General features: G+C 44.8%; 26 protein-coding genes and 3 pseudogenes. 10 read left to right on the top strand and 19 right to left on the bottom strand.

Going from position 1 to position 26,666, the window contains the following annotated elements; genetic code table 11:
• From HP568_RS27605 to HP568_RS27615, 3 genes are all read right to left on the bottom strand, one after another.
• A partial coding sequence (locus tag HP568_RS27605) for a VOC family protein (RefSeq protein ID WP_173630772.1) occupies nucleotides 1-294 on the bottom strand: 294 nt, incomplete at its 3' end.
• Between the two features lie 544 nt (nucleotides 295-838).
• Nucleotides 839-1,018, bottom strand: a complete 180-nt coding sequence (locus HP568_RS27610; protein WP_048035417.1) for a hypothetical protein — start codon at nucleotides 1,016-1,018, stop codon at nucleotides 839-841.
• A 16-nt stretch (nucleotides 1,019-1,034) separates the two neighbouring features.
• Nucleotides 1,035-2,288 (bottom strand): helix-turn-helix domain-containing protein, encoded by a 1,254-nt coding sequence (locus HP568_RS27615; RefSeq protein ID WP_053079649.1) that lies wholly within the window; start codon nucleotides 2,286-2,288, stop codon nucleotides 1,035-1,037.
• A gap of 346 nt (nucleotides 2,289-2,634) precedes the next feature.
• Between HP568_RS27615 and HP568_RS27620 the strand changes: the two genes are divergently transcribed.
• Together HP568_RS27620 and HP568_RS27625 are read left to right on the top strand one after the other, a co-directional pair.
• Entirely contained in the window at nucleotides 2,635-3,324 is a 690-nt protein-coding gene (locus HP568_RS27620) for a DUF5626 family protein (RefSeq protein WP_173630773.1), read from the top strand.
• A 38-nt stretch (nucleotides 3,325-3,362) separates the two neighbouring features.
• Complete coding sequence (locus HP568_RS27625; protein WP_048035414.1) at nucleotides 3,363-3,545, top strand: PspC domain-containing protein; 183 nt, start codon at nucleotides 3,363-3,365, stop codon at nucleotides 3,543-3,545.
• 176 nt (nucleotides 3,546-3,721) lie between these two features.
• On the opposite strand, the gene HP568_RS27630 is transcribed toward HP568_RS27625, so the two are convergent.
• The 3 genes from HP568_RS27630 to HP568_RS27640 form a co-directional block, all read right to left on the bottom strand.
• Complete coding sequence (locus HP568_RS27630; protein ID WP_173630774.1) at nucleotides 3,722-4,609, bottom strand: TIGR01777 family oxidoreductase; 888 nt, start codon at nucleotides 4,607-4,609, stop codon at nucleotides 3,722-3,724.
• An 85-nt stretch (nucleotides 4,610-4,694) separates the two neighbouring features.
• Nucleotides 4,695-5,333: a GNAT family N-acetyltransferase gene (locus HP568_RS27635; RefSeq protein ID WP_173630775.1), complete on the bottom strand. Its 639-nt coding sequence runs from the start codon at nucleotides 5,331-5,333 to the stop codon at nucleotides 4,695-4,697.
• On the bottom strand, nucleotides 5,330-5,899 hold the full coding sequence (locus tag HP568_RS27640; protein WP_048035411.1) for a hypothetical protein: 570 nt from the start codon (nucleotides 5,897-5,899) through the stop codon (nucleotides 5,330-5,332). The genes HP568_RS27635 and HP568_RS27640 overlap by 4 nt, the downstream gene beginning before the upstream one ends.
• Nucleotides 5,900-6,056: 157 nt before the next feature.
• On the opposite strand from HP568_RS27640, the gene HP568_RS27645 reads away from it, so the two are divergent.
• Complete coding sequence (locus HP568_RS27645) at nucleotides 6,057-6,662, top strand: TetR/AcrR family transcriptional regulator (protein ID WP_173630776.1); 606 nt, start codon at nucleotides 6,057-6,059, stop codon at nucleotides 6,660-6,662.
• A 74-nt stretch (nucleotides 6,663-6,736) separates the two neighbouring features.
• Here HP568_RS27645 and HP568_RS27650 read toward each other — a convergent pair whose 3' ends face one another.
• The 10 genes and pseudogenes from HP568_RS27650 to HP568_RS29935 form a co-directional block, all read right to left on the bottom strand.
• The gene (locus tag HP568_RS27650) at nucleotides 6,737-7,381 is read right to left on the bottom strand and encodes a hydrolase (protein WP_048035409.1); all 645 of its coding nucleotides are present in this window, start codon (nucleotides 7,379-7,381) and stop codon (nucleotides 6,737-6,739) included.
• Between the two features lie 147 nt (nucleotides 7,382-7,528).
• Complete coding sequence (locus HP568_RS27655) at nucleotides 7,529-8,095, bottom strand: NADPH-dependent FMN reductase (protein WP_048035408.1); 567 nt, start codon at nucleotides 8,093-8,095, stop codon at nucleotides 7,529-7,531.
• Nucleotides 8,096-8,113: 18 nt separating this feature from the next.
• The gene (locus HP568_RS27660; protein ID WP_173630777.1) at nucleotides 8,114-9,172 is read right to left on the bottom strand and encodes an LLM class flavin-dependent oxidoreductase; all 1,059 of its coding nucleotides are present in this window, start codon (nucleotides 9,170-9,172) and stop codon (nucleotides 8,114-8,116) included.
• A gap of 15 nt (nucleotides 9,173-9,187) precedes the next feature.
• Nucleotides 9,188-10,129: a ring-cleaving dioxygenase gene (locus HP568_RS27665; protein WP_173630778.1), complete on the bottom strand. Its 942-nt coding sequence runs from the start codon at nucleotides 10,127-10,129 to the stop codon at nucleotides 9,188-9,190.
• A 51-nt stretch (nucleotides 10,130-10,180) separates the two neighbouring features.
• Nucleotides 10,181-10,624 (bottom strand): MarR family winged helix-turn-helix transcriptional regulator, encoded by a 444-nt coding sequence (locus tag HP568_RS27670; protein ID WP_048035405.1) that lies wholly within the window; start codon nucleotides 10,622-10,624, stop codon nucleotides 10,181-10,183.
• A 153-nt stretch (nucleotides 10,625-10,777) separates the two neighbouring features.
• Nucleotides 10,778-11,305 (bottom strand): substrate-binding domain-containing protein, encoded by a 528-nt coding sequence (locus tag HP568_RS27675; protein WP_254551573.1) that lies wholly within the window; start codon nucleotides 11,303-11,305, stop codon nucleotides 10,778-10,780.
• Between the two features lie 86 nt (nucleotides 11,306-11,391).
• The gene (locus HP568_RS27680; protein ID WP_048035404.1) at nucleotides 11,392-12,600 is read right to left on the bottom strand and encodes an MFS transporter; all 1,209 of its coding nucleotides are present in this window, start codon (nucleotides 12,598-12,600) and stop codon (nucleotides 11,392-11,394) included.
• Between the two features lie 70 nt (nucleotides 12,601-12,670).
• The gene (locus HP568_RS27685; protein WP_173630779.1) at nucleotides 12,671-13,333 is read right to left on the bottom strand and encodes a type 1 glutamine amidotransferase domain-containing protein; all 663 of its coding nucleotides are present in this window, start codon (nucleotides 13,331-13,333) and stop codon (nucleotides 12,671-12,673) included.
• 16 nt (nucleotides 13,334-13,349) lie between these two features.
• Nucleotides 13,350-14,000 (bottom strand): annotated as a pseudogene (locus HP568_RS29930) (DUF4158 domain-containing protein); the annotation flags it as partial.
• A pseudogene (locus HP568_RS29935) lies at nucleotides 13,987-14,342 on the bottom strand (recombinase family protein); the annotation flags it as partial. The pseudogenes HP568_RS29930 and HP568_RS29935, both read right to left, overlap by 14 nt.
• Before the next feature lie 152 nt (nucleotides 14,343-14,494).
• Here HP568_RS29935 and HP568_RS27690 point away from each other — a divergent pair.
• Nucleotides 14,495-15,646 carry a serine hydrolase domain-containing protein gene (locus HP568_RS27690; RefSeq protein ID WP_173630780.1) on the top strand — a complete coding sequence of 384 codons (1,152 nt, stop codon included), beginning with the start codon at nucleotides 14,495-14,497 and terminating at the stop codon, nucleotides 15,644-15,646.
• A gap of 199 nt (nucleotides 15,647-15,845) precedes the next feature.
• A pseudogene (locus HP568_RS27695) lies at nucleotides 15,846-16,941 on the top strand (transposase); the annotation flags it as partial.
• A gap of 177 nt (nucleotides 16,942-17,118) precedes the next feature.
• Here the strand turns inward: HP568_RS27695 and HP568_RS27700 are convergent.
• Nucleotides 17,119-19,293 (bottom strand): serine hydrolase domain-containing protein, encoded by a 2,175-nt coding sequence (locus HP568_RS27700; protein ID WP_173630781.1) that lies wholly within the window; start codon nucleotides 19,291-19,293, stop codon nucleotides 17,119-17,121.
• A 261-nt stretch (nucleotides 19,294-19,554) separates the two neighbouring features.
• Between HP568_RS27700 and HP568_RS27705 the strand changes: the two genes are divergently transcribed.
• Complete coding sequence (locus HP568_RS27705) at nucleotides 19,555-21,345, top strand: helix-turn-helix transcriptional regulator (RefSeq protein WP_173630782.1); 1,791 nt, start codon at nucleotides 19,555-19,557, stop codon at nucleotides 21,343-21,345.
• 29 nt (nucleotides 21,346-21,374) lie between these two features.
• Here the strand turns inward: HP568_RS27705 and HP568_RS27710 are convergent, their stop codons facing one another.
• Nucleotides 21,375-21,533: a hypothetical protein gene (locus tag HP568_RS27710; protein ID WP_173630783.1), complete on the bottom strand. Its 159-nt coding sequence runs from the start codon at nucleotides 21,531-21,533 to the stop codon at nucleotides 21,375-21,377.
• A gap of 259 nt (nucleotides 21,534-21,792) precedes the next feature.
• On the opposite strand from HP568_RS27710, the gene HP568_RS27715 reads away from it, so the two are divergent.
• Nucleotides 21,793-23,127, top strand: coding sequence for an erythromycin esterase family protein (locus HP568_RS27715; protein ID WP_048035401.1), 1,335 nt, complete (start codon nucleotides 21,793-21,795; stop codon nucleotides 23,125-23,127).
• A 55-nt stretch (nucleotides 23,128-23,182) separates the two neighbouring features.
• Here the strand turns inward: HP568_RS27715 and HP568_RS27720 are convergent, their stop codons facing one another.
• A complete protein-coding gene (locus HP568_RS27720; RefSeq protein WP_173630784.1) occupies nucleotides 23,183-23,773 on the bottom strand; it encodes a DJ-1/PfpI family protein in 591 nt (196 codons plus the stop codon).
• Between the two features lie 148 nt (nucleotides 23,774-23,921).
• Between HP568_RS27720 and HP568_RS27725 the strand changes: the two genes are divergently transcribed.
• The 3 genes from HP568_RS27725 to HP568_RS27735 all read left to right on the top strand — a co-directional run bounded on the left by HP568_RS27725 (nucleotide 23,922) and on the right by HP568_RS27735 (nucleotide 26,655).
• The gene (locus HP568_RS27725; RefSeq protein WP_048035399.1) at nucleotides 23,922-24,794 is read left to right on the top strand and encodes a LysR family transcriptional regulator; all 873 of its coding nucleotides are present in this window, start codon (nucleotides 23,922-23,924) and stop codon (nucleotides 24,792-24,794) included.
• 183 nt (nucleotides 24,795-24,977) lie between these two features.
• Nucleotides 24,978-25,757 (top strand): DeoR/GlpR family DNA-binding transcription regulator, encoded by a 780-nt coding sequence (locus HP568_RS27730; RefSeq protein ID WP_173630785.1) that lies wholly within the window; start codon nucleotides 24,978-24,980, stop codon nucleotides 25,755-25,757.
• 34 nt (nucleotides 25,758-25,791) lie between these two features.
• Nucleotides 25,792-26,655, top strand: coding sequence for a class II fructose-bisphosphate aldolase (locus tag HP568_RS27735; protein ID WP_048035397.1), 864 nt, complete (start codon nucleotides 25,792-25,794; stop codon nucleotides 26,653-26,655).
• The last annotated feature ends 11 nt before the right edge of the window (nucleotides 26,656-26,666 follow it).

Here is a 26,666-nt window from a genome sequence, read left to right on the forward strand (position 1 = left end):
TTTGGCTACGAGATGTGGCTCGTCGATGAACGTAACGTCCCTATTTTTTAATTCTTCAAAAGCGCCTTGAATGTCATCCACGTGAAAGTAAATGACGGAGCTGGCGTGTGCAAATTGCTCTTTTTCCGGTAGGCTCAGCATGAGGCGAAGTCCGTTACATTCAAAGAACGCCATATTGCCTGTCTGAAACAAAAGAGGGAGCCCGAGCTGCTCTTTGTAAAAATGGACGGCTTTTTCCAGATTTTTGACAGGGATGCCGATTTGCCCTACTTTTTGAATCAGGTTCGTTTTCATGATAAAGTCCCCCTTTAGTTCGCGTTTCCTTATCAGCATAAACGAACCCGATGATTATTTCTTATCCAAAATCACTTTTTTTCTGAATAGCAAAGGTGAAATGCCGCCCCCCGAAGTGCTCCCTGAACTGCCTACAGGGGCTTTTCAGGGCTTTCTAGGTTCTTCTGTCTCTTGCGTTTTAGGGGTCGGAGGGAAAAAGAAGCACACAGGAACCTAGAGGGCTTTGGGCTTGCGCCCGGCTAGGCCCTCTGGTTATCGGGTGATTCCCCGACCCCCGGCGCTGTGCGGCAAAGTCGCATAGCGTAACGCCAAAAAAACTGCTTCCTACCCGGAAAGGATTAATCGTGATGATTTCTATCCCCAAAAACAGCAAAAAACGCCCGACTTTGAGGATTCCGACGTTTCTGTCTATTGATTGTTTACTGTTCGGGATACGAACTGGAACTATCTAAACGAAGTACGAAACGATATTAGCGGACCACAATAAAAAACGGTGAGGCTACCATACCTCACCGGGCAAACAAGTATAGATAGGCCGCACACTTTAATAACCAGGGTCTGGAACTCTTTGGGGAGAGTTAGACTTTTCCTTACTAATTCCATAAGGAACATCAACTGCTAAAAGAGAATCATTATTGCTGTTTTTATACGGAACATCAATTGCTAGAAAAGAACCAAGCACCATTGATAATGCTACTAGCAGGAAAGACGCCTTCTTTTTCATGTAATCACCATCTCCCTCAATTTTTTCTAATAATTACATTATATAGGCTGTCGAGTTCCTGTAACACCTCTAAATTCAACATTTTTCCGTGAACTACATGAGAACGAATAATTAGTGATGTATTTTCGATAATCTCGCTATGAGCACCAATTTCACCGTAATATTGAATACTCTTCTGTAAACACTCTATTCCCGCATCAAACATGCCTTGCTCGATCAAGAATTTCCCTTTTAAGCTGTAGTAGAGTCCTACTTGATCGAACATATATGGTGTTTCGATCTTAGCGGGTAAAATAGCGGCTTCTTGGTGAAAAATATTTCGTGCTGCGTTAGCATCCTCCATTTTAAGAAAAATGTTCAGTAAGTCGTTTGCAATGGGAATTCGTGCATCTGGTTTTGAGCGTTCCAAGCACTTCTCAAATAACGGAGTTGCCTTTCTATAGTCTTCGGTTTTGGAATAAATAATGGCCCGTAGATATTCGGCATTTTCTTGTACATATGGATAATCGAATTTTTCATATTCCTTCAGATAAACGCTAGCAAGTATGTAATCTTCTAAAAACAAATAGGAATTGCAAGTTGCCAAAGTTGCTGCTGCTTGTAACTCACTCACTTCCTGATTTTTGGACAATCCCTTTCGACAAAATTCAATACATTCACTGTACAGTTTCAAACTAAACGCTTGTAATCCCAGTCGGTAGAGAGCAATTACCTGATCATTTTCATGGAGGTAATTCAAGTAGTGCACTACCTCTTTTCCTTCGTTGTAGGACTGTTCTCGTCGAGCTAAGTCTTTACGCTTAATCAAATATTTTTGGAAAAGCGCGCGGGCAAGATAAACAGGAGTTCCATGCTCACGAGCGTATTTCAAAATCGTATCGTAAAGCAGCACTTGAATTTTTACATCTTTCACTAGACCGGCATATTGGTAAAGGTGGTCTAATGTCTGAAATGTATCCATTCTGGTACACTCTAATATTTTTTCGGATATTTTCTGAATTAATCTGTGATGCTTATGAGTGATAGCCTTGTCCAGCAAGAGGCTCAGCATTTCAGGGTTTCTTACATAGTTAACACAACCGCCTATTATCTGGTCGAAGGGTATCCCCAGAACCTCAGCTAGTGTAAGGAGATGGCGTGGATTCGGTCTCTGAACGCCGTTATTTTCGATCTTACTGATGGTAGCATGAGAGAGAGTAGTCTTCTCCGATAATTCAGTTAAAGTCAAATTCGCACGACCTCTGTATTCTTTTACAAGATCACCAATCAAGCGGAACACCTACCTACTTTATCCATTTATGGTGAATTATAACTTGATTTTACATTTTTACACTAAATTTTATAAAAAAGAAAAATTTTTTCGAGAAATATCTCTTTTATCGAAAAAAGTGAAAAAAGGTTTTTTTTGGAATGCGTGTTACTGTAAGGGTGCAAACAGTTTGTTAATAAGAATAAGGAGGGATTATTTAACTATAAAAAGGCTACCGCAGGTCTTTAGCAAAGCTGTAACTTGGGATTACCTGAAAGCATGGGTGGCAAGTGAGGAGTATTTTCAATGCATTTAAAGGGGAATTAGTTAAATTTGTAGAATTTATCCAGAAGGAGTAGTGATTAATTTGAAAAAATTAGTTTCAGTTATGTCGATTTTTGCGTTAACGTTAGGTATTTTTTCTCAAAGCATCTTTGCAGAAGAAACTAGAAGTGTTTCTAAGATTAGTCAAGCTCATATTGCAGAATTAAAACATAGTTTTAATGAATTGGGTATAGACGAAAAAACACAGAATACTTTAATAAAGAAATTAGAAAACGGTCAAATATTGGATTCTATGAAAGAGGAGAATATCCAAAAGACTATTAATAAAAGGTCTTTTAATATTGAGAAAGGTTTAGATCAGTCTGAAGTAGTTACTTTTGCTGATGGTTCTAAAATAAAGTATGGAGTTAGACCAGTAAATTCAGGGATTAAGTCGGTTGCTCCTGGGAGTTACACAGTTGAGTCTTACTGGGCTACAGGAACTGTCAATTATTCTTACTACAACGACTATACTATTGTAAAAGGTATCAATAATGATTTTATATCAAAAGCTTATAATCCGACTGTTGCCGTAATTGGAGGAACTTTTACTACTCCTACTGTGACTATACACAGAGCAAAAGAAACTAGTTCGAAATATGCTTATAGTCAAATGGATTTTACTTATACATTCAGTCTACCTCTACCACCTGTATCAGCTACGGCGAAACTTTATTTTAATGTAGGAAACGATGATTATGACACTACACTTAGTTTATCTGACACGAAATAATGAATGAATATTCAAATTAAATGTTAGGAGATTAATTAATGAAGAGACAGTTGAAAAGATCTTCTACTGACAAATCTATTCTAGGTGTTTGTGGTGGTATTGCAGATTTTTTTGGTATCTCTTCATTGATTGTGAGACTTATTTTTACTGTTTTGATCCCTGTTTTAGGTGTTGTGTATATAGTTTTAGGGAATGTTCTCGAAGAAGATAGACGATTATAAAGGTCGTATTTAGCATTGTGATTTAAAATTTATTGGTAAGCCGGTGTTTATCCAAGTAAGGGTATCACCGGCTATTTTCTAGTCCACCCCCTTGGTGGTTTTTTTGCGTTCATGCTGCTTAAACATTTTGCTAAAGGAAACGGGGTTACTGAATCCAAGCTCAAAGGCAATATCGGTCATTTCAAGATATCCTGCAACGTCTTATCAATATGGGCAAAGCGAAACTGGTACCCTTCACGCTCAAGCCTTTCTGGAATGACCCAGCGACTTTTCAGCACCAGCTCTGTTTCCGTTCCGATCATCATGGCCCCCATTTCCAGCATCCATTTGGGAGAAGGCAGTCCGAAGCTCCGATTCATCACGCTGCGAAAATGCTGCATGAATTCACGGTTTGTGACGGGATGTGGAGAAGAACAATTGAATACCCCGCTTAAGTCAGTTCGCTCTTTCAAAAAGAGAATGATCTGAAAGATATCTTCGACATGAATCCAGCTAAAACGCTGGTTGCCAGACCCTTGTACACCCCCGAGTCCAAAGCGAACGAGATTTTTGTATGGATCAATAACCCCGCCGTTTTCACCCAGCACGATCGCCATGCGTAAGGCTACTTGTCTCGTATGCGGCAAATCAAAGGAAAAGAAGGCAGATTCCCATTGCTTGGCGACATCGACGGAAAAGCCTGTTCCAATCTCCCCGCTTGCTTCTGTCATGGGACGATCCTCCGCATGCCTATAGATGGTGGCTGTGCTGGAATTGAGCCAGAGCGAAGGCGGATTTTCGCAAGCCAAAACAGCATTGCCGAGTATGTGAGTGGTCTCTGTCCGAGATTTCAAGATTTCTTCCTTGTTCTGATCATGGTAACGACAGTTGACGGATTTGCCCGCCAGGTTGATGAGCAGCTCGGAATTTTCCAAAGCTTCCACGATTTTTGCGTGATTGTCCCACTTTATATGAGGAGAAGTTCTTGCGATGATCATTACTTCATAGCCAAGTTGATTGAATTTGTCTGCCAGATACTTGCCGATAAAGCCAGTGCCGCCGGCCAGGATCACTTTCTTTTTCATAAGATCAACTCGCTTCCTTCGGTGTTCGTATTTCTTACAATAATTGTAACATAATGCGAAGTGGCGGCAGCATGTATCCGTCATTCTAGCGATTTTTTTGATAGACCATACAATACACAGGTACATTATCGATTTTGGTTTGTTCTCGTAACGTAAATCCTAGTTTGCGATACAAACCCACATTCTCTTCCTTTTCCGTATCCAGCGCGATTCCCTGCGATTCGTGGTCATCCTCTATGATTTGAAACAGGTGTTGCATTAGGGTTTTGCCGACTCCCTTGCTTTGAGCCTCCGGTTTTACGCCAATCATAATGAGGTAGTGATGCTTCCATGGAGGAGCGGCAGAACGTGTGATGCGCATATATGAATTAAGGAGCATCAGCGTTTTTCCAGACAGTTGAAATACTAAAGGAATTAGCATACCGATTAACAGCAAGCCCCCTTTTATATTCGGAAGCTTCCTGGTTTGTGGCTTTTCGACGACGTAAGTGCCGAGCAAGCTGTCTTCATCAAAAATGCCCCATACTTCCTCATAAAACAGAAAGCTCTTATCAAACAGAAAGGACAGAAAAGCTGTTACGCCTTTTTTTGCTGTATGATCGAGCTCTGAATTCCCAAATACGTGCAGAAAGAAAGGATCACGCGAAAATGCCCTGCTCATGAGTGAGACGAATGCGGGTTTATCCGACTTTGTGAGTTTGGATATGCGGTAGGAAGTCTTCATTTCTCAGTACCTGTGTCGTTGATTACTTTCCCATAATGATTGACTGCAAAGCTAAACAACACTTTTACCATAAAGAATAAGCAGGTGATCAACAGAAACGGATGCATACCCGGCAGCAATGGTATCCAGCCAAGGCCAACAGACAGGAGAATGCCTGCGACAAACAGCTGCGAACGATGCCCAAAAAGAGCATTCACAACAAAAGCTCCTACAATCGTATAAGCCCATACTCCTATGGAATACGCGAGGTTTTGTTGTAAGAGAAGGGCAACCAGGATGATATGGACGTGAATAGCGATGAAGACGAGGCGATTTTTTTTACGTGCTGCATAAAAATTGCTGGTTGAGATCGTAAAATTCGCTAGGCAGCCAGAAAATATATCGAATACAAGCAACAATGCCAGCGTGCTGCGCCAAATGGGCAAGCTCTCCGTGAGTTCAGGGAATCGTAAATAGAGAGCAGTGGTCAGGACTCCGCCGAACAGCAGGATGGCTGCGATCGAGCCAATGCTCTGCTTTTCACCGAAGACGTCATGCAAAAAAGCGGGAATCCGTATTTGTTTCATGATAAATTCACTCCTATCCTTTAAAAATATGTAGTAAATGTACTTCATTACTACAAAACAATTATAACTATCGAGGTCAGTTTATTTCAATGATTTTGTAGTCAATCCGTTGAATTACTCTAAAACCTGAGCTACACTACAGAAAGAGGTGGAGAAGATGAACGGGTTCGAACGACGAAAACAGAACAAAATCGATCAAATATACAGCGCCGCCTTTCCATTGTTCTCCAAGCATGGCTTTCAAAAAGTCAGCGTAAATGAAATTGCGCAGAACGCGAAGGTTTCTCCGGCGACCATTTATAACTACTTTGGGACAAAAGAACAGCTCTACGCGGACATGCTAATGAACTGGATGGATAAGCAGTTGGAGCAGTATGAGAGGATTCTCGATTCGGGGAGTTCTTTTCCTGAAAAGACAAAGGACATCATGCTGTTGGAAGCCAAGAATTTGCATACCCTCACGGACGAGCTTCAGAACACCCCCTTTTCTGAACTAAGTGGCTTGCTGCAACGCATCGAAAACGAATACGAGCAAAAAATCAGGCATTTTTTTACGAAGTTTGTCGCGCTTGGGAAACAGGAAGGTTATATTCAGCGTGATCTGACAGAAGAAATGATGATGATGTACTTCATGATGTACAAAAATGAGCTGGGACGGCATTGGGAAGCATCGAATCGTGAGCGAGTAACGTTGAGTATGGAGCAGTGGGTCGATATGTTTTTCTTTGGTTTGGTTGGACAGAAGCGGAAGATAGAAAAATAAAAAAGACGCAGACCTTCTTTCCTTGTGAGAAGAAGATCCGCGTCTTTTAAATATGATGGTTGTTGGATGGCAGGTTACTTAGCTGCCTGGCCCTCTTTAAACGCTCTTTGGAAGCTTTCGATCAGCAGGCCGTAGTTTGGCATTACTTCCGCATAGATTTCTGCGAACTCTTGGGCATCTGGGCGGTTCCATGTTTTTTGCAATTCGGACATGACAGCGAGTGTATCAATAGGAACTGCTCCTGCTTGCACGACGCGAGCCAGTGTAATATCTGTCGCCATTTTGCTCCAGTTACCCGATGCGTCAATAACGGTGAAGACTTTGTAGCCTTCTGCCAGTGCAGACAAGGTAGGGAACGCCATGCAAACGCTAGTGAGTGTACCTGCAATAATCAGGGTTTTCTTTCCAGTGGCTTCAACTGCTTTTACAAAATTAGGGTTATCCCAAGCATTGATCTCACCGTTACGCGGTACATACACGTTATTTGGCAGGATTTCGGCGATTTCTGGGATCAATGGGCCATTCGGGCCAGTTGGTACAGAGTCAGTTGTGAGTGTCGGGATATTCAGCAGTTTGGCCACTTTAGCAAGGGCAATCACGTTTCGGCGGAGTGTTGGCACATCCATGTCCCCTACTGTTTGGAACAAACCGCTTTGGTGGTCGATCAACAACAGAGCAGCGTCGTTTACATCAATTACATTGTGGTTTTTCGTTGTCATGGATAATTCCTCCTAGAATTTTTGTTTTTGAATTAGATGGTGTCATGTATAAGCCTTCAGGCGTCTGCTACATGACAATCACCTCCTAACTCTTTGGGATGATGTCTCTGAATCGAGTTTCTCTAATTTGAGATAAATTCCATTCGATTAAAAATCGTACTCCGCATCTTTTTGCTCCCGAATCCGTGTATAGGCATCGACGAGCAGTACGGTATCCTCGACGAGACGCTCCAGACGGAAGTGAATATCATCATTGATGATTTCTTTGCGGTTGAAGTCCTTCTCTTCGATAAAGACATAGGTGGGTACGATATGTGCCTTCATATAAGACAGGATCGGCTTCAACTGTTGCTCTGCCATGAGATAGTGCTTGGATGTTCCTGCTGTGACCAATACGCTGACCACTTTATCCCGGAATGCATTGACGGGCAACAGGTCAAAAATGTTCTTCAATGTCGCGGGGATGGATGCTTGGAATGTAGGTGTTCCAATGATAAGGGCATCGGCTCCCATGATGGTTTCGGTCACGAACTTGGTGTCGCCTTCGTAATCCGTGTAATTCCGACCGTCACTGAAGACGAGATTGTACTCTGCCAGGTCAAGCAGTGTCATTTCTGCATCGGGGTATTTTTCCCGTGCTTTTTTGAGTGTCAAATCCATTGCTGTTCTTGTTTTCGAACCTACGTTAGAACCTGCAATTCCGACGATTTTCATAGGTGCCACTCCTTTTTGTTACGATTTGGTTGTATGCTTTTTCACTTCTGGCAAGATTTTCGTTGCAATCAGCTCAATGTTTTTCGCGATTTTATCAAAAGGTACGCCGCCAAAGTCGATTTGCGCCATGAAGCGTTGTTGTCCGTACATCTCGTATTGGTAAAGCATTTTTTCGATGATGACGTCAGGGCTGCCTATCATTAATGCATCACGATAATCGACAGACTGTGCAAACTGTTGCTTCGGATAGCCACCGCCACGCAATGCGATAAACCCACCGTTTAGATGCGGATAGTACTCGCGTAGCGCATCCGAAGTTTTGTCGGCTGTATAAAACAAACTCGTTGTCGCTACTGGCAAGGTCGCTGGGTCAAACCCATTTTGCTTGGCTGCCTCCCGGTAAGCATCGACGGAGCCTTTGAAGTTGATGGCTGGACCTCCAAGTGTGGTCAGCATCATAGGCACGCCAGCTTGACCAGCTTTAATCGCGCTTGCGGGTGGTCCCCCTACTGCACGCCAGATAGGAAGACGTCCTTGTAAAGGCTGAGGCAGGATCGTAGCATTTTCTAGCGGTGCACGGAACTGCCCTTCCCACGTAACGCGATCCTCGTTATTTAGCTTGAGAAGAAGGTCCATTTTCTCTTCAAACAATTCCTCATAGTCGCGCACATCGTAGCCGAGGAGGCTATACGCTCCTACTCGGGAACCGCGTCCGGCAACAATTTCTGCCCGACCATTGGAGATCAGATCCAAGGTAGCAAAATCCTCATATACGCGGACCGGATCAGATGTGCTCAATACAGTGGCGGAGCTGGCGATTTTAATGTTTTTCGTAGCTTGTGCGATCGCACCCAGAATGACGGTATGCGCCTGCGTCGTAAAATACGTCTGGTGGCTTTCGCCGACAGCGAATACATCAAGCCCTGCTTCATCTGCCAGCTTACTTGCCTCGATTAATTCCTTGATGCGTTGTTCAGAAGAAATCTTGGAGCCGGTGTGTGGATTCGGGACATGGTCGCCAATCGAATACAAGCCGAATTCAAGTCCCTTTTTAGTGTCGATACGATATTGTTCCATGTTGATTCACTCCTTTTAGTCTATAGGTATCAGTTTCGCTTCAATTTCTGCCCGGCGTTCCTCGAGGAATGGAGGTAAGTCCAAAGCTTTTCCGAGCTCCTCGACGGTTGAATCTGCTGTGAAGCCAGGACCGTCTGTTGCAATTTCGAACAAAATCCCGTTTGACTCACGGAAATACAAGCTTTTGAAGTAGAATCGATCCACAATCCCCGTTGAGCGGAAACCGTGTTTTCGAACGGCGTCATCCCAGTATTGCAGCTCCTCATCGTTGTTCACGCGAATCGCCAAGTGATGAACACTTCCTCGACCCGGTTTTTCAGGGGTTCCCTCTTCCTGCTTGATGACAATTTCACCAAAGGATTTCCCAGGGACGGATTGATAAATGGCTTCTTGCTCCGAGCGTGATACTTCTGTGTAGCCGAATGTGTCTGTTAACAGACTGGCTATTTTGTCCAAGGAGCGGACGGTAATCTCAACCGTGCCAATTCCCAAGATGCGATGCTTTTCTTCGATCACGGATTCGCCCCATGCACTCCAATTCGACGGAATTTCTTCGCCGTTGTTATTGATCAGGATCATTCGCAGGCCTTCCGGGTCTTCGAAATGCAAGGCATCGCGGCCAGCGTACTTGGTAATCTCGCCATGGTGAACATTCAATTGTTCAAAGCGTTTTTTCCAAAAGGTCAAGCTCTCCTGTGATGGAACGAGCAGTCCGATTCGAGTGATCGCGTTTGTGCCGCGTACGGTTTTTCCTACCATCGGCATTTCAAAAAATGACAGCTCTGTTCCGGCACTGCCTGTCAAATCTCCATAAAACAAGTGATACATCGACGGATCGTCTTGGTTGACAGTTTTTTTCACTCTGCGCAGTCCCAATACGTTTTGATAAAAGTGATTATTTGATGGAGCATGTTTGGTTAACATAGATACATGGTGATGGCCTGGAATGGTGTACATGGTAGTCACTCCTTGTTTAACTTGACTAATCAAGTGATGGTGTAAAAAAAATTACACAGGCGGTAATTCTTTTTTTTGGCTATTTTTATGAACGCGTGTCATTAGGGTGTAAAGCATTTTTTGTTCTTCTTCACTTAGTACCTCATCAAAGAATGAAGACTGAAACGCTAGTTGTTCAGGAAAGGCTTGTTCCAGTACGGCTTCCCCTTTTTCGGTTAAGCTGATCGTTTTCGTTTTCCAATCCTGCTTGCGTACAATGTAGCCCTCTTTTTCAAGTCTGACGAGCATCCGAGAAATACCACCTTGTGTAACGGTTACCTTCTCAGCTAACTCCGACTGGGTAAGAGGCTGGTAGACGCTTATTTGCATCAGGACATCGAATTGAGCTGTTGTTAAATCGAAGCGTTTGAGAAACTCATTTGAAAGCTGGTTGCTTTGGGTGGTAAACCGCATCAAGCGTAACCAGATTAACGAGCCTATCGTGTTATTACGCATGTTAGTTTGCCTCCCTTCGCTGAGCTTATTATCACTTTACTACTCAATTGATAAAAAAGCAAGGGTTTTGTTTTTAGAAAAAAAGAGATGAAAAGAAGACTGTTATCCATTATAGGATTACAGCCCTTTCTCTAGCTTGGACAAAAGTGTAGGTTAAACCGTCTTTTTCAACGTTTCAATCAATGTCTTCAGATGAGGCAGATTCCGGTTTTTCACCTGATACGCCAGATACAGATCGTTATGAACAGTAAAGGACGGGTACATAATCTTTACTTTGTTTCTGGACAAATGTTCATCCAGCATGAACGTGGGCAACAGGCTGATGCCAGCGCCATGCTCGATAGCCTTCAGCACACTGTGCAAATCCGGTATGACGTGTGTCGGATGCGTTTGTGGTCGCTTTTGGAAATGCTCGCGCCAAAAACGGCGGATGATCGGCAAATCCAAATCATAGCTGATCCACGGCTGGGAGCATAGCCACGATTCAAAAGACTCTTTGTCGTCAAACGTTGGTTCACTGTAATCGGGAGGTGCCACCAAAGCAAACTCCTCTTGCATGTACGGAATATATTCGACGCTTGACGCGGAAAGCTTTTGCGACATGACGATAAGGTCTACTTTTTCCTCCAGCAGAAATTCGAGTATCTTGGAAGCGACACCGAGATAGGCGATGACGCGCATTTGGCAGCTTCCGATACAGAGCTATGCTTATAGATGCTGATAAAGCTACGGTACCATTCAAAGTCCACCATGTTGGCTATCCCTTCTTACCTGTGACGTTTCTGGTATTGCGCTCCCCATATCGTAAACAAAATTCCGATGACCGTCACGAGTGAAGCGACCCAAGGAACGGCAGAAAGACCTCCTGCAAAGTTAAAATCGATCACGACGCCCCCAATATAGGCACCAAGCGCATTTCCCAGATTGAAGGCCGCGATGTTTAGTGTCGAGGCGAGCGTAGGTGCTTCTTTGGCTGTGTTCAGCATGTGGAGCTGCAAGCCAGGAACCGTACCAAATGCGGCAATCCCCAAAAGGAATACGGTTATCAAGGTGAGGATCTTATTTTGATCCGTAAAGCTGAACACGGCGAGAACGAGCGCGAGAGCGACAAGTATCCCGAGCAAGGAAGGAAACAGCCTGCGGTCTGCCAATTTTCCTCCGTAAATATTCCCGATCGTAATCCCTACGCCGAACAGGACGAGGATGTACGAAACAGAGCTGGGGGAAAAGCCCGTGATATCCACCAGGATTGGCGAAATGTACGTAAACGCAGTAAATACGCCACCAAATCCGAATACGGTCATCAAAAGCGCGATATGAACCGCTGGGCGTTTGAGCACGCCGAGCTCTTGCCGCAGACTAGCTGTTGCACTGGTGACCTTCGGAACGAGCATAACGATTCCGATCAACGCAATGATCCCAATCATCGTGATTGCCCAGAAGGTAGAGCGCCAGCCGTACGCTTGCCCCAGAAATGTTCCAATCGGTACACCCAAAATATTGGCCAGTGTCAGTCCAGTAAACATGATCGCGATGGCACCCGCGCGTTTTTCCTTGGGAACCAGCTCAGCGGCAATGACCGAACCCACACCGAAAAACGATCCGTGAGTAAGAGCAGCCAGGATGCGAGCCAGCATCAAAACCGTATAGTTCGGTGCGAGAGCGGCTAACGCATTTCCCGCGATAAATAGAATCATAAGAAATAGCAAAAGTGCTTTGCGCGGCATTCTGTGTGTTGCCATCGTGATGATGGGAGCGCCGATAGCGACACCCAATGCATATCCGGTAATCAGGAAGCCAGCCATCGGGATGGAAACATTCAGACTGGTGGCTACCTCGGAAAGCAGCCCCATAATGATGAACTCTGTCATCCCGATCGCAAATGCCCCGAGTGTCAGAGCGTACAAGGCGAGAGTTGATCCTTTGCGAGTGGCTTGTGCCTGTTCAGAGTGACGGGCCATATTTTCTGTTGCCATGGTAGTGAGTAGCCCTCCTTTCGTTGAAAGAAAAGGCTGATATGTGTTTCGTCTATCAGCCTCACGTGTATTATTCACCTAATTTGCTTATTACTGCTTCTGTGACAGCGAGTGTAGATTGGGGATTTTGCCCAGTAATTAAGTTGCCGTCGACTTCTACATGGGTGCTCCAGTTTGGTGCCGCTACAAAAATGGCACCGAGATCGCGGATTTTGCTCTCCAAAAGGAACGGAAGGTAGGACCCCAAGCCTGTCGCTGCTTCTTCTCTGTCTGTGAAAGCATTCACGCGCTTGCCTGCAACCAGTGGCTGACCATTTGACAAGGTCGCACCCACGAGCCCGGCAGGACCGTGGCAAACAGCGGCTACAATCTTTCCTGCTTCATAAAAATCTCGCAGTAATTGTTGGAGCTTTTGGTTATCTGGCAGGTCAAACATCGTGCCATGACCACCAGGAAGGAAAATGGCCTCGAAGCCGTCTGCTGTTACATCATCCAGCTTTTTGGTGTTTTCCAGATGCTTGGCGGCGTCCAAGATTTCTTGCGGTGTTTGGTCGTCCACGCTGCCAGGGTCAATCGGACCTACTCCTCCCAATGGACTTGCTACGGTGATTTCAAAGCCTTTGTTTTCGAAGGCCAGATAAGCCTCTGCAAACTCGGACAGCCAGATTCCTGTCTTTTTGCCTTCCTGCATATCTGTATGATTGGTGACTACCATCAAGATTTGTTTTGCCATCTATATGGGGTACAGCCGAGCCAGATAAAGGTCCAAAATGCCTCGTCCATTGAGTCCAGTGTTCAACATTACAGAGGATGTCAAGAATATTTCTTTCTTGTAATCGTTGAGTAATCGTAGATTCCAGCGCTTTTAGAGTTGGAGAACCTTCCTTTTTCGATATACGTTTAAGGGTAGGTTCCCCTTTTTCATTAATGATTACTTGACCATTATCCGGATAATGTTGATCAACCCGTTCAGCCGTATGTGCTAGCCATTCTTTTAATTGTTTCACAAATCCATGAGGGGAGTGATCAAAACCCAGTTCGTTACAATAGTCAGCTACCATCGGCTCACATTCTTCCCATGAAAGGAGCTGTTCTCGATAATCTGCATAGTTTTCGGAGCCTTTTACAAACAAATCACCCGTTTTTAATTCTGATGATAGGTGTAACGAAGAACGGATGTGACTAACTATGATAGGCGGTATATCTTTTGGAAGTGGGAAGTACCCAAGGAGTTGAAAAGACTTCATCATGACCAGTAGGCTCATAACCGGGGCTGATCCACGGGCTACTGAATGAGCGAACTGCATTTCTTCCGATGTGGGTGTATATACTTCATGGAGCTCTTTTGAAGTAGGGTTTCTTTTAAATCGCGGGTAGGCAGTACGTTCAATAGATGCCATGTGTTCCTCTCCTCATAGGATCTATCTGATTTTCATATTCCTTTACGTCGATAAAAGGTATTGGATTTAAGGTTAAGGCGCTTCATACACTCGGTGGCTGTGATTGATCCGGACTACCATTCCCCATACAACTGAATGAACTCTGCATTAATCTCGTGCTTACGTCGTCCGAATTTCACTCCGTTATTTTTGGCAACTTCTATTCCTTCCGCCTGCCGTTGCTTATTTTTTTTCGTTCCTGTTCAGCTACGTAGGAAAGAAGGCTTAAAAATTGATCCTCCATTAACTTTCTGTGATTTTCTTCCATTCTCTAATGATACCATCATAATCCCGTCCTAATCGGGCGATAAGCCGTCATATGACAGTAAAAACGCATCATGGTGACATAATGGCATCTTGGCAGTATGACAATTACTTTGCAATACTCGGGGAGACAAATCGCTTCGCAACGAATGAATGAATAATACGATTCTTTAATCAAAAGGAGAAACGAAATGAACAAAATTTCTATGCTTACTGTATCGACAATGATTACCGCGACTCTATTACTGCCATTACAAGGAACTGGTTTTGCAAAGCAGGCGGATCCCCTCGTTACTACTTACAGTCAAGATTCGCAGACCAAAGCCAAGCAACTTATCGATGAAGCTGCTAACCATCAAAATATACCGGGCATAATTGTAGCTTCCTCAAACAAAGGATCAAAATGGGCATATGCTTCCGGTGAAGCAAGCATTTACGGTACTGACCCGGTTAAGACGAACTTTACTTTCCGGATCGGTAGTCTAACAAAGACGTTTACTGCAATGGTCGTTCTTCAGCTTGTTGATGAACAAAAACTGAACCTGGATGACACGATAGAAAAATGGCTGCCTGATGTTGTTAAGGGTACTGAATATGAAGGGGATCATATCACGATTCGGCAACTATTAAACCAAACAAGCGGTATTCCTGACTATTCAGAACACAAGGATATTCTCGATAAATTACTCCCAAACCCGTTACATTCCTTTACTGCTGACGAATTAGTTCGTACTGGACTGAATATGAAGGCAACCTCTAAGCCTGGAGAGAAATGGGTTTATTCCAATACGAATACGGTACTGGCAGGGATGATTATTAAGAAGGCTACTGGAGAAACATACGGGGAACATATTAGGAAACGTTTCATAGCTCCCCTTAAGCTAACGAGCACTTATGTACCCGACGATTACTCGTTTATTCCAGGTGAACATGCACAAGGATACTTCGTACTCGACGGTCAATTCATAGACAGAACCGAAATGAATCCCTCTTGGGCAGATGCTGCGGGATCTATGATCTCCACAGCGGATGATATGAATACATTCTTCAGTGCTATACTTAGTGGCAAGCTATTAAAACCAGCTACTTTAGATCAGATGTTAACTGGGGTTGAAACTCCAGTAGGTGAATACGGCTTGGGGATCGTTGGAACAAAGCTGACGAATGGTATTACGATTTGGGGGCATGGCGGCAACTTTCCAGGATTCGCAACGTTCGCAGGTGGAACTCGCGGCGGGGATTATGTACAAACCCTTAATATCAATGCGATGCCTTCTGAAATTAATACGTTGACTCTTTCCAAAAGCATTGCCGAGCAACTCATTGGCTCTTCATCACATTAAGAACACCAGCAAGCTGGCACCGGAAATTTCCTATTCCGGTGCCAGCTTGCTGCCATCTCGGCCCCGACCGTTTCCTCTGCCCTCGACGGAATGTCCGAGATAAACAGTCTCAAACTATCTTATAAACAGTCTCAATTTACGTTATAACTCACACCTGCGCGAACGCATGGGACATTTTCCTGATCGGATTACCGATGGATACGGGTGCAATCTTGGGCCAGCCCAAACATCCAAACATATGCGAAGTTTAGTTACACCCCATATGCTCTCATTTGTAAACCGCCGACATGTAACTGCCCAGAAGATCGATGCAGCCATACGTGACATTCTGAACCAATACAATACACTAAGCCTGCCTAAACTATGGGGAGACGGGAAGACAGCTGCTGCAGACGGAACGAAGTTCGATTTGTACGAAGAAAATTTGTTATCTGAATATCATATTCGTTATGGTGGGTATGGCGGAATTGCTTATCATCATATTTCAGATACCTACATTGCTTTATCTAGTCACTTCATTCCCTGCGGAGTATGGGAAGCTGTCTACATAATAGATGGCCTACTAAAGAACAAATCAGACATCCAACCTGATACGTTGCACGCTGATACCCAAGGACAATCTACTCCTGTTTTCGCATTAGCGTACCTGTTAAGGATCAACCTAATGCCTAGAATTCGAAATTGGAAGGATCTCATATTTTTCAGGCCAAGTGAAGACACCGTATACGAACACATAGATCCACTATTCAGTGATACTGTGGATTGGGATTTACTTGAAACCCATTGGAAAGATCTCTTACAGGTAGTTCTGTCAATCAAGGAGGGTAAAATTCTACCGTCAACCTTACTTCGGAAACTTAGTAACGAGAGTAAGAAAAATCGACTCTATCAAGCATTTAGGGAATTAGGACGCGTTGTTCGGACCGTTTTCCTCCTGAAATACATTTCAGATATTACGTTACGTGAGCAAATAACGGCCAGTACAAATAAAGTGGAAGCATACAATGGATTTTCCAAGTGGCTCTTTTTTGGGGGAGATGGCGTGATCGCTGAGAATGATCCAGAAGAACAGGAAAAACGCATCAAGTACAACGATCTTGTAGCGAATGCAGTCATCTTTCAGAATGTTATAGATATCACTCTGATTTTACGGGACTTGATTAAAGAAGGGCAGACACTATTTAGGAATGATGCTGAAGCTCTGAGTCCTTATTTAACCAAGCATGTCAAACTATATACTTGATTTAGAAAACATTCCGCAGCCACTTGAAGGAGCAATGTCAGTACCTATTTAATTGATGGGGTCATAGAAATGGTATTTTTTGATTGGGATACAGTTGCTATTCTAAGGTCGAGTTATCGATAAAACAAATTATGTTTTAATAGCATATACATAAATAATTTTATAGATATAATTGAAAAGGAAAAAGGCTTATTGCTCTTGGAGTTCCCAAGGCAAAAGCCTTCTTAACTTAACGACTAAATTCCTTTTCGAACATGGCTTGATTAGTGACGACAGGTTCTGGACCGACCGCATTGATGTTTGTCACCAAAATATCCTTCCCGCCTAAGGTACCACCCACTAACGTTTCAAACCCATGAATGCCGCCTCCATGAACCCAATAGGTCTTTCCGTTCGGCAGTGTCACCTCATAAATTCCCAGTCCATATTTGCCAAAAGGCGATTCCACACCTGTTGTCATCTGCTTCATCATCTCGTCATTTAATAATTTCCCACCCAAAAGCGCACTAAAAAAGGTGGTCAAATCCTTCCCTGTCGAAATCATTTCCCCCGCAGCATTCGCGAATGAAGGATTATACTCTGTGAAATCAAACAGTTTCCCTGCCCGATTCAAGCTATAGCCTGTGGCATGCTGGCCCGGGATTTTTGGATTACTACCACTAAAGGATGTATTTGTCATCTGAAGCGGGTCGAGGATCCGTTTCTTCATCTGCACATCGTACGTTTCTCCTGTCACCTTTTGAATAACAAGACCAGCTAGTACGGTATTTGTATTCGAATAGTCAAAGCCTGCCCCTGGTTGAAATACTGGCGGCTTAGCCAGTCCCATACGTACAAGGTCATCAACGGTATATTGAGGGAACGAGGTAGCGTACCGCATTTCTGTACTCGTGTAGCTTGCAATCCCGCTCGTTTGGTTCAATAACTGACGAATCGTGATTTTGTTGCCGTCATACCCATTGCCTTTTACCACACCCGGGAGCCATTTTTCTACCGAGTCATCCAGATTCAGCTTTTTTTCCTGAGCCAACTGTAAAACAACGGTAGCAACAAACGCCTTTGTGACACTGCCAATACGGAAAGTAAAGTCTGGCTCCATCGGATTTTTATGATCGAGGTTGGCTACACCCGCTGCATAAGACCAGTATTCTCCGTCTCTTAACCCAGCAGCAATGATTCCAGGGACTCCCTCGACTTTTGCTTTCTGATCAATGAAGTCCTTCATTTCTTTCCCGTGTTGTTGAGCTACTTGATCCGGGGTGGATGGTTGCATCGCTAGTCCCGAGAATTCAGTCATCTGGATGTTCTCCATATGAGAAACAGTACCTTCTAATGCATTGATACTCATCGCGATCACATGCTCGCCGTCTTTTGTTCCACCTGCGAAGTTGGTGAATCCAGGAATGCCACCTAGATGACCCCATATGGTAGTGCCATTCGGCAATGTTACTTCCTGAATACCGAGTCCGAATTTCCCGTATGGATTAGAAACAGTGGTTAACATTTCTTTCTGCATCTCAGGTGTTAACAATTTTCCGCCCAATAAAGCACTAAAGAACGTTGTTAAATCTTTCGTAGTCGAGATCATAGCCCCTGCTGCGTCTGCAAACGAAGGGTTAAGGTCAGTCATATCCATTAATGTACCGGCATTGTTAAAGTATCCATTCGGACTGTTTTTCGGAATGGATTGAGAGTTTTCCGGGAAAAACGTTTCTGTTAGTTGAAGCGGCTCAATCACTCGTTTCTTGATTTGTTCGGCAACCGTTTCTCCTGTGACCTTTTGGATAATGAGTTTCATCAGCACTGTATTCGTATTCGAATAGCCACCCGTGGTTGGTGTGTGCTTTAATGCGCGAGAAATGAGTTGTTCTGCTGTAAACGTTTGAGTGGAGTTCTGGATTAAACTTTCCTTGAGTTCACCATCTAAGTAGTCTGCCACTCCACTCGTATGATTTAATAACTGACGAATCGTAATTTTGTTACCGTCATATCCGTTTCCTTGGACGACACCTGGCAGCCATTTTTCCACGGAGTCATCGAGGCTTAGCTTCTTTTCCTCAGCTAGTTGCAGGGTCACTACACCGACGAACGATTTCGTTATACTCCCGATTCGAAATGAAAAGTCAGCTTCCATCGGTTTCTTACTTTCTATATTCGCTTCGCCGGAAGCATACGACCAGAAATCATTTCCCTTCTTTACTGCAAAGAGGACACCTGGAATGTTTTCGCTGGCAGCAGCTTTATCAATCGCTTCTTTTATTTTGGCATGATCCGTATTCTGTTGTTGCGTGATTGCCTGATCCAAACCTGCTTCCGCACAACCGTAAGTAGGAAGTATCAGCGTTCCTATCAATAAGGCAGATAACGTAAGGGACGCTCCTTTTTGCATAGGGAATGGTTTCATTTCTCATCGCTCCTGTAAGTTGAAATGTGTTGTCTTTACACATCCACCTTATTCTCAGGGCTGTAAAATCACATAGTGACAATACCGTTCAATCTATATATGACATCGTGCCAACCCATCATATTTACGGCATGATAGAATGTCATAAAGGCTATATGACACGGCGCATTTTGCTTGACGGATCAGGAATTGGTGAGGCATGATGAGTCAGAAACATTCGGGAAATTCCTTACCATTCAAATGAGCAGGAGTACATGAAAAATGATATTCAACATAAAAAAATGGTTTTGGTACAATTGGGTCATTTTTGCCTTGCGAACGATTTGGCTAGGTATCATCGTCATCGCAGATGCTATGTATCCGGCAATGATAGCCGTTCCGTTCGGAGTCATCATCCTTAGTGCCCTTTTGGTTTATGCCATTCCATTGATCGTTCAATATAGAAAAGAAAATGGGTATCTGGCTGTCGAAGTCGTCATGACAGGCTTTTTTTATCTATTTGTGGCCTATGTAGCGCCTGGATTGATTTGGTCTTTCGTTTTACTGGTGATCATTATTGGTGTAGCCAGTAGTCGCAAAACGTATATGTGGACGGGAATCTCTAGTGGGATTATTTTTCCGGCTTTGAACGGGTTAATTACCAATCGTCTCCCGTACGAGTTCATGTTTAGTTGCAGCTTTGGTTTTGCGATTGGTATGGCGTTTAGCATATTAATTGAGTCTCATAAGCAAGGCCGTATCATTCAAGAACAGAAGCAATTACTGGAGCAGCATATTAAGCAAATCGAGGAGCTGACACTGATCGAGGAACGTAATCGGTTGTCACATGAGTTACATGACACGATTGGCCATTCGTTAACCTCTCTGATTGTTGGTGTTGAGTCGCTCCGGTCCTCGGTTGCTGATTCACAGATCGAACGAGTCGATAAACTTGTCTCAATCGCTCAAGGCAGTCTGGATGATATCAGAAAGCATTTCCATCAGCTCTCTCATGCTCATGCTCGGTTCAATCAGTCGTTAAGTGAGGCGCTACTGGAACTAACAGAAGAATTTATGAAGTCAACAGGTGTAACGGTCAACTTCCGCGTGATCGGCAGTGAGACACTCGTTATGCAAAAAATGAGCATTTGTTTATATCGTTGCCTGCAAGAATCGCTCACAATTGCGGTTCGTCACGGCCAAGCTAGTGTAATATCTGTTGATCTGTATTTCGAAAGTCAGCAACTCCGTTTACAAATTGAAGATAATGGAAATGGAATGGAATCCATCGAGTTCGGCTTAGAACTAAAAGGAATAAAAGAACGGCTTGAGCAACAGCAAGGTACGCTGTCCGTTCATTCAAAATCAGGGCAAGGAACCGTTGTCATTTGTAATGTTCCCATACAGGTAGAAGCTGGACATGGAAGTATCCGCCTGCTTATTGTTGACGATCAGGTGATGATTGCCGAGAGCTTACAGCAAATCTTAAGCCAGCAGGACAACTTTATCGTTGTTGGTACAGCTAGTGATGGGCATGAAGCATTAGAACAGTGTGAGCGACACCAGCCGGATATCGTGTTAATGGACGTGCACATGCAAGGGATGAATGGACTGGAGGCCTTCCTTCAAATGAAAGAACGCTGGCCGAACATGAAGGTTGTGGTCATGACAACGTTTGAGGATTCGGTACAGGCGGCAACAGCATTGGAGCACGGGGCGGAAGGATATATGCTAAAATCTACTCGTCCAAAAGAGATGATGGAAGCGATGAAGCTTATCAATAGCGGGGGAACGTGGCTTGACCAGTCGATCGCCACCCGGGTATTTGAAGAGATGAAGCGCCAACGTGAGCAGTTAGAGAAGTACAGCCCGAATGATCCGTATGGATTGACGAAACGGGAAAGGGAGATTTTACAGCATTTATCGGACGGGCTTCGCTACAAATCGATTGCCACCAAACTCTTTTTATCAGAGGGAACGGTACGGAATTACTGTTCCACCCTTTACTCCAAGCTCGGTGTCAGCAACCGGGAAGAAGCCATTGAACTGGCGAGAACCGAGAATATCCTATAGAAGACAAAAAGACGGGAGAAATCCCGTCTTTACTCTTCCGGCGTTCGATCCAGGAACAGCCGCGTTACCTTTGTGTAATCCCCTTTTTCCACTTCTTCTTCCGTTGCCTTTTCTTCCAAAGGATCATGACCATACATGCTTGGCGCTACTGAAGGCTCGTGCTCGGCAGAACCTCGCTTTTTCTCCATGATTCACCACTCCTTTTGCCAGTAGGGTGTGATGGATGGCTTATTCTTATCCCCGATTGCAGCATATGACATCGTAAATGCTATTTCAAAAGTACCGATCTTCAAGATCCGGTGCTTTTTTTGATGACAAATTGTCATATGGGGCAGGGAGAAACCGTTGGTAACAGGGCGTCTGAAACTTATGACAAAACGCTACTTGTTGTACAGGCAGTGCCCATGCCATACTTTGCGCCAAGGAAGCTTTTAGGAGGAAAGAGAAATGAACTTTTACAGAAGTATCATCGTCGCGGTATCGATTTGTGGTCTACTCATAACAGGATGCACGAATACAGCTCCATTAACCGAGATGGACAGCGAACAACAAGGGAAGAAGGCAGAAAATCTAAGTCCAAAAGAATGGTTAGAGCTGAACTCTTTTCAATTGAATAGCGCTGAGCCTGGGACTGATCTTAAAGATATTGAACCGCTGCGCCAAATGATCGGTTCTGCTTCAATCGTAGGTTTAGGTGAGGCAAATCATGGAAGTCGTGAAATTTTTACGATGAAACACCGGTTTGTTGAATTTCTCGTCATGGAAATGGGCTTTACCACCCTTGTATTAGAAGAAAACTGGGGCAACGCATTGAAACTTGATCATTACGTTCTCACAGGAGAAGGGAATCCGAGTAAATTCCTAATGCCTATATTTCAAACAAAAGAAATCGTAGACATGCTGGAATGGATGCGTGAGTACAATGCCGATCCCGAGAACGAAGAGAAACTACGGGTGGTCGGAATGGATGTACAAAATGTCAGCGAAAATGTATACGATGAGATCAGACAGTATATAAAAAAATATAAGCCTGACCTGCTGCCCCGTGTGAATAATAAAATGAAGGAACTTGCCGAAGCTACGAAGGACCTGGAAACCTATTCAGCTTTGCCACAGGCCATTCAGGAAAAACATCAGGAGCAAGCGAAAGAAATCACGGAAATATTGGAACAAAACAAAAGCAGTTTGAACGGCCAATCCAAGGAGTTCGCAAGGATTAAGCAACACGCCAAGGTCATTGAGCAATTTACTGGCATGTATTTCAACTTCTCAGAGAATCCATCTGAATTATTTTTGAAGCATGATATCGCGATGTTTGAGAATGCGAAGTGGGCTCATGAACAGCTGGGAAAAACAATCGTATGGGGTCACAATGGGCACATCGCAAAGAACAATATGTTGCAAGAGGTATACCCGAAGCTCGCCGGTCAGCATTTACTGGAGCATTATGGAAAGGAATATGTAACGATTGGAACTTCATTCGGGAAAGGCGATTATAACGCGTTTAACCTTGAAAATAAAATTGTTCCAGCTACCATTCAATTGAATGATCCAAAAACATTCAATCATACTCTGGATCAAGTCTCAAAGGATCAATACTTTGTTGATTTACGGAATGCTACAGGTCTCACCCAAAAATGGTTAGAGGAAGAACAGCCGTTTTTGATCGGATTCGGTTCTGCTGATCCAAGCAAACCAAACACGATAACAACCTCGCTTGGGCAAGCATTTGATATTCTCATTCATTTAGACACAGTGAGCGCTGGCGAGCTTGTTCGTTAAATAGCAGAAAGAAACCGGCATTTACCCAAGAGCACTGGGCAAAATGCCGGTTTTATTATACAAGAAACCCCATCAAGCGCTTCACATTGTCGGTGTTTTCGCGGGATGTCAGCGACTCCAGCAAGGTGAATGCCACATCAAAAGCGGTCGAAGGGTTGTACGAGGTGATGATGTTGTTGTCGATGACGATGGATTGGTCAGGGATGACATGGGCACCCATCGCAGCTAGTTGCTTTTGCCGTAGCTGGTTGTTCAGGTTGTAGGTCGTTGCTTTCCGTCCTTGCAAAATCCCACTTTTCCCGAGCGGCAGTGCGCCGACACAGATGGAGGCGATCACTTTGCCTTGCTTTTCAAATTCGCGTATGAAAGCGAGAACGTCCTCGCGATAAGCATCTTCATAAAAGCCCGCCTGCTCAAAACCGCCAGGCAATGCCAATGCATCGAAGTCATTTACATCCGCATCGTCGATCACCATTTCGGGGATTACGGTAAAATTCCACGTGCATTTCAATTCTTTGCGCGTGCCCACCGTCACCAGCTCCGTTGTTCCGTCGCCCTCTTCCTTGTTCCAGCCGATCACATCTGTAAATACGCTAGCCTCTACTGCTTCAAAGCCATTCGGTAATAACAAGCACACTTTTTTCATCGAAAATCAGCTCCTCTGTTCGAATCGTTCAAGCCGTACCGGTACTTACCAAGAATGATATGCTATCATTAGTTATTAGTAAAAATGAAAGTTCTGAAGGTGACCTTCAGGATTTCTGATAATAAACATGCGGGCAAGGGGGAGCGGCATGGAGATTCGCCAATTTCAAACCTTTAAGGCAGTCGTCGATTTCAACAGCTTTACGAAGGCCGCACAAGCACTGCAATATTCACAGGCGACGATTACGTCCCATATTCAGCAATTGGAAGAAGGAATGGGAGTTCCTCTGTTTGATCGACTGGGAAAGAAAATCCAGTTAACCGCCTATGGCCGCGAGCTGTACACGTATGTCGAGGAGCTGCTGGTTTCGTATGCGAAGATCAAGGATATATCGGCGAATGAGCAATCACTGCAAGGCGAGCTGCGCATCGGAGCCTCGGAGACGATTACGATCTATCGGTTGGGGGACATTTTGTCCAAGTACAGAGCTAGCTACCCGGGCGTAAATATTTCATTTGTGATGGATGATTGTAGTCGCTTGCGGGAAAAGCTGCATGAAGGTCTATTGGATATCGTGATCACGCTGGAGCCAAAGCTCGATGATCCGAATCTGGTCGTGGAGCCGTTCTCGACCGAGCGCCTGGTTTTTATAGGAGGGCGCGATCATTCGTTTGAAAAAATAGAGGATGCTGGCGAGGAATGTATGATTTTCAGCGGAGAGCATTGTGCTCTGCGGCGGTTTTTTCAACGATTCTTGGAAAAAAGAGAGATCAAGCCGAAACACCACCTGGAATTCTCCAGTATGGAAGCGATCAAGCAGAGTGTGGCGAACGGGCTAGGCGTGAGCTTGATGCCGCATATTAGCGTCGAAGCCTTGTTGAATGAGCAAAAAGTGAAAATGATAGCGTGCGAGGAAGAGCTATTGTTCTATGCGCAAATTGCCTACCATAAAAACAAGTGGCTCTCACGGGCGCATAAGAAATTTATTGATTTCATGCTGGAAAGTCGGGATATCGGGTAAAGCTGCAACCAACCAGTCTGTTTTGGTCGAGAACCAGAGCAGGCTGGTTTTATTTTCGGAAAATTTCATATCTTATTTGACATTCGTTTTTCTGCAATGCTAAGATCGAAATGAAAGTAAACGAAAGGTAAATAGAAATAAAACGAAACGAGATAATTCATGATCGTAAGGAAGTGAAGTCCTATGCTGGCAGCCGAACGGCACAGCAAGATTCTCGAACAATTGAAGGCAGAACAGAGCGTAACCGTCAGCCAATTGAGTCTGGCCCTGGATGTGTCTGAAGTAACGATCCGAAAAGATTTGATCAAGCTCGAAAACGATGGCCTGCTGACCCGCATTCACGGAGGAGCGACGATTACGAATTTCTTGCCATTGGAGCGCAGTTTTACGGAAAAGCTGGAAGAGAGAAGCGAAGAAAAGCAAGCGATCGCCTATCAAGCGCTGTCGCACATACAGCCGGGGGACACGGTTATTCTCGGAGCAGGGACAACGATGATGGAGCTCGCCAAGCTGCTGCGCGGCTTGAATGATCTGACCGTCGTGACGAATGCGGTCAACATCGCGATGGAGCTGAACAGTCAAGGCAAGCATCACGTCATCTTGATCGGTGGAGAGATGCGCCACAAATCCTTTGCGCTCGTTGGTTCTGTCGCAGCGGACAATTTGCGAGGACTTTCTGTCTTCAAATGTTTTATCGGGGCAGATGGGGTTCATCCGGAAAATGGGCTGACGACGCTCAATCTGGCCGAAGCGCAAATCAACCAGGTCATGATGGAACGCGCCAGAAAAGTCTACGTGCTGGCCGACCATAGCAAGTTCGGAGAGACGTATTTGGCGAAGTTCGCCGGGGTGTCCGATGTCGATCGGATTATTACAGATGCGGCGGCACAGCATCTTGTCAGTAAGTATGCGGAGCTGGGCATCAACCTGGAGCTGGCGAGCTTGCAGGGCGTAATCAGGTAAACTACCAGATCAGAAAGGAAACGGAGGGATCAATATGGCGTTGGTATCATCGACACAGATGCTGCGCACTGCAAGGGAGCAGGGATATTGTGTGGGGGCATTCAACGTACACACGATGGAAATGCTCCAAGCAGTAGTGGAGGCGGCTTGCGAAGCAAACGCACCGCTCATTTTACAGACGACAGTCGGAACGGTCCGGCATCTTGGACCGGAGTATGTAGCAGCAATTGCCCGGGTAGCCTCAGAGGAGGCCCGGGTGCCGATTGCCCTGCATTTGGATCATTGCCATGAAGAGGAGCTGATCATGCGATGTATCGAAGCGGGATATACATCGGTCATGATCGATGCGTCGATGCATCCTTTTGCGGAAAATGCGGAGATGACGCGGCGTGTAGTGGAGCTGGCTAGGGAACGCGGTGTCAATGTGGAGGCAGAGCTCGGCAAGGTCGGGGGCGTGGAGGATGATCTCGTCGTCGACGATGCAGATGCTGCACTGGCTGACCCGATTGAGTGCGAGAGATTTATCGAGTTGACGGGCGTGGATACGTTGGCTCCGGCTATTGGTACGGCTCACGGGATTTACAAGGGGGAGCCGCGCATTGATTTTGCCCGCATCGAAGAGATTGCCCGTCGTGTTTCTGTGCCGCTTGTGTTGCATGGCGGCTCGGGAATTCCCGTGGAGCAGGTGAAGCGGGCAGTTCAGCTCGGCATGGCAAAAATGAACGTAGCGACAGAGCTGCGTATCGCGTTTTCACAAGCGATCAAGGGCGTATTTGACAACAACCCGCAGGAAAACGACCCGCGCACCTATATGAAGCAGGCCAAGCAGGCGGTCAAAGAAGTTGCACTCGCCAAGATGGAGATGTGCGGTTGTATCGGGAAAGCTAGTGGACGTTAATCAAAAAAATG

The organism is Brevibacillus sp. MS2.2, from assembly GCF_013284345.1.
Classification (GTDB): Bacteria; Bacillota; Bacilli; order Brevibacillales; family Brevibacillaceae; genus Brevibacillus; species Brevibacillus brevis_C.

Bases quoted from the DNA above. Each gene is read 5' to 3' on its own strand.
- HP568_RS27610 (WP_048035417.1), bottom strand. From the start codon at position 1,018: ATGAAAAAGAAGGCGTCTTTCCTGCTAGTAGCATTATCAATGGTGCTT.
- HP568_RS27625 (WP_048035414.1), top strand. From the start codon at position 3,363: ATGAAGAGACAGTTGAAAAGATCTTCTACTGACAAATCTATTCTAGGT.
- HP568_RS27630 (WP_173630774.1), bottom strand. From the start codon at position 4,609: ATGAAAAAGAAAGTGATCCTGGCCGGCGGCACTGGCTTTATCGGCAAG.
- HP568_RS27635 (WP_173630775.1), bottom strand. From the start codon at position 5,333: ATGAAGACTTCCTACCGCATATCCAAACTCACAAAGTCGGATAAACCC.
- HP568_RS27640 (WP_048035411.1), bottom strand. From the start codon at position 5,899: ATGAAACAAATACGGATTCCCGCTTTTTTGCATGACGTCTTCGGTGAA.
- HP568_RS27645 (WP_173630776.1), top strand. From the start codon at position 6,057: ATGAACGGGTTCGAACGACGAAAACAGAACAAAATCGATCAAATATAC.
- HP568_RS27650 (WP_048035409.1), bottom strand. From the start codon at position 7,381: ATGACAACGAAAAACCACAATGTAATTGATGTAAACGACGCTGCTCTG.
- HP568_RS27655 (WP_048035408.1), bottom strand. From the start codon at position 8,095: ATGAAAATCGTCGGAATTGCAGGTTCTAACGTAGGTTCGAAAACAAGA.
- HP568_RS27660 (WP_173630777.1), bottom strand. From the start codon at position 9,172: ATGGAACAATATCGTATCGACACTAAAAAGGGACTTGAATTCGGCTTG.
- HP568_RS27665 (WP_173630778.1), bottom strand. From the start codon at position 10,129: ATGTACACCATTCCAGGCCATCACCATGTATCTATGTTAACCAAACAT.
- HP568_RS27670 (WP_048035405.1), bottom strand. From the start codon at position 10,624: ATGCGTAATAACACGATAGGCTCGTTAATCTGGTTACGCTTGATGCGG.
- HP568_RS27675 (WP_254551573.1), bottom strand. From the start codon at position 11,305: ATGCGCGTCATCGCCTATCTCGGTGTCGCTTCCAAGATACTCGAATTT.
- HP568_RS27680 (WP_048035404.1), bottom strand. From the start codon at position 12,600: ATGGCAACAGAAAATATGGCCCGTCACTCTGAACAGGCACAAGCCACT.
- HP568_RS27685 (WP_173630779.1), bottom strand. From the start codon at position 13,333: ATGGCAAAACAAATCTTGATGGTAGTCACCAATCATACAGATATGCAG.
- HP568_RS27690 (WP_173630780.1), top strand. From the start codon at position 14,495: ATGAACAAAATTTCTATGCTTACTGTATCGACAATGATTACCGCGACT.
- HP568_RS27700 (WP_173630781.1), bottom strand. From the start codon at position 19,293: ATGAAACCATTCCCTATGCAAAAAGGAGCGTCCCTTACGTTATCTGCC.
- HP568_RS27705 (WP_173630782.1), top strand. From the start codon at position 19,555: ATGATATTCAACATAAAAAAATGGTTTTGGTACAATTGGGTCATTTTT.
- HP568_RS27710 (WP_173630783.1), bottom strand. From the start codon at position 21,533: ATGGAGAAAAAGCGAGGTTCTGCCGAGCACGAGCCTTCAGTAGCGCCA.
- HP568_RS27715 (WP_048035401.1), top strand. From the start codon at position 21,793: ATGAACTTTTACAGAAGTATCATCGTCGCGGTATCGATTTGTGGTCTA.
- HP568_RS27720 (WP_173630784.1), bottom strand. From the start codon at position 23,773: ATGAAAAAAGTGTGCTTGTTATTACCGAATGGCTTTGAAGCAGTAGAG.
- HP568_RS27725 (WP_048035399.1), top strand. From the start codon at position 23,922: ATGGAGATTCGCCAATTTCAAACCTTTAAGGCAGTCGTCGATTTCAAC.
- HP568_RS27730 (WP_173630785.1), top strand. From the start codon at position 24,978: ATGCTGGCAGCCGAACGGCACAGCAAGATTCTCGAACAATTGAAGGCA.
- HP568_RS27735 (WP_048035397.1), top strand. From the start codon at position 25,792: ATGGCGTTGGTATCATCGACACAGATGCTGCGCACTGCAAGGGAGCAG.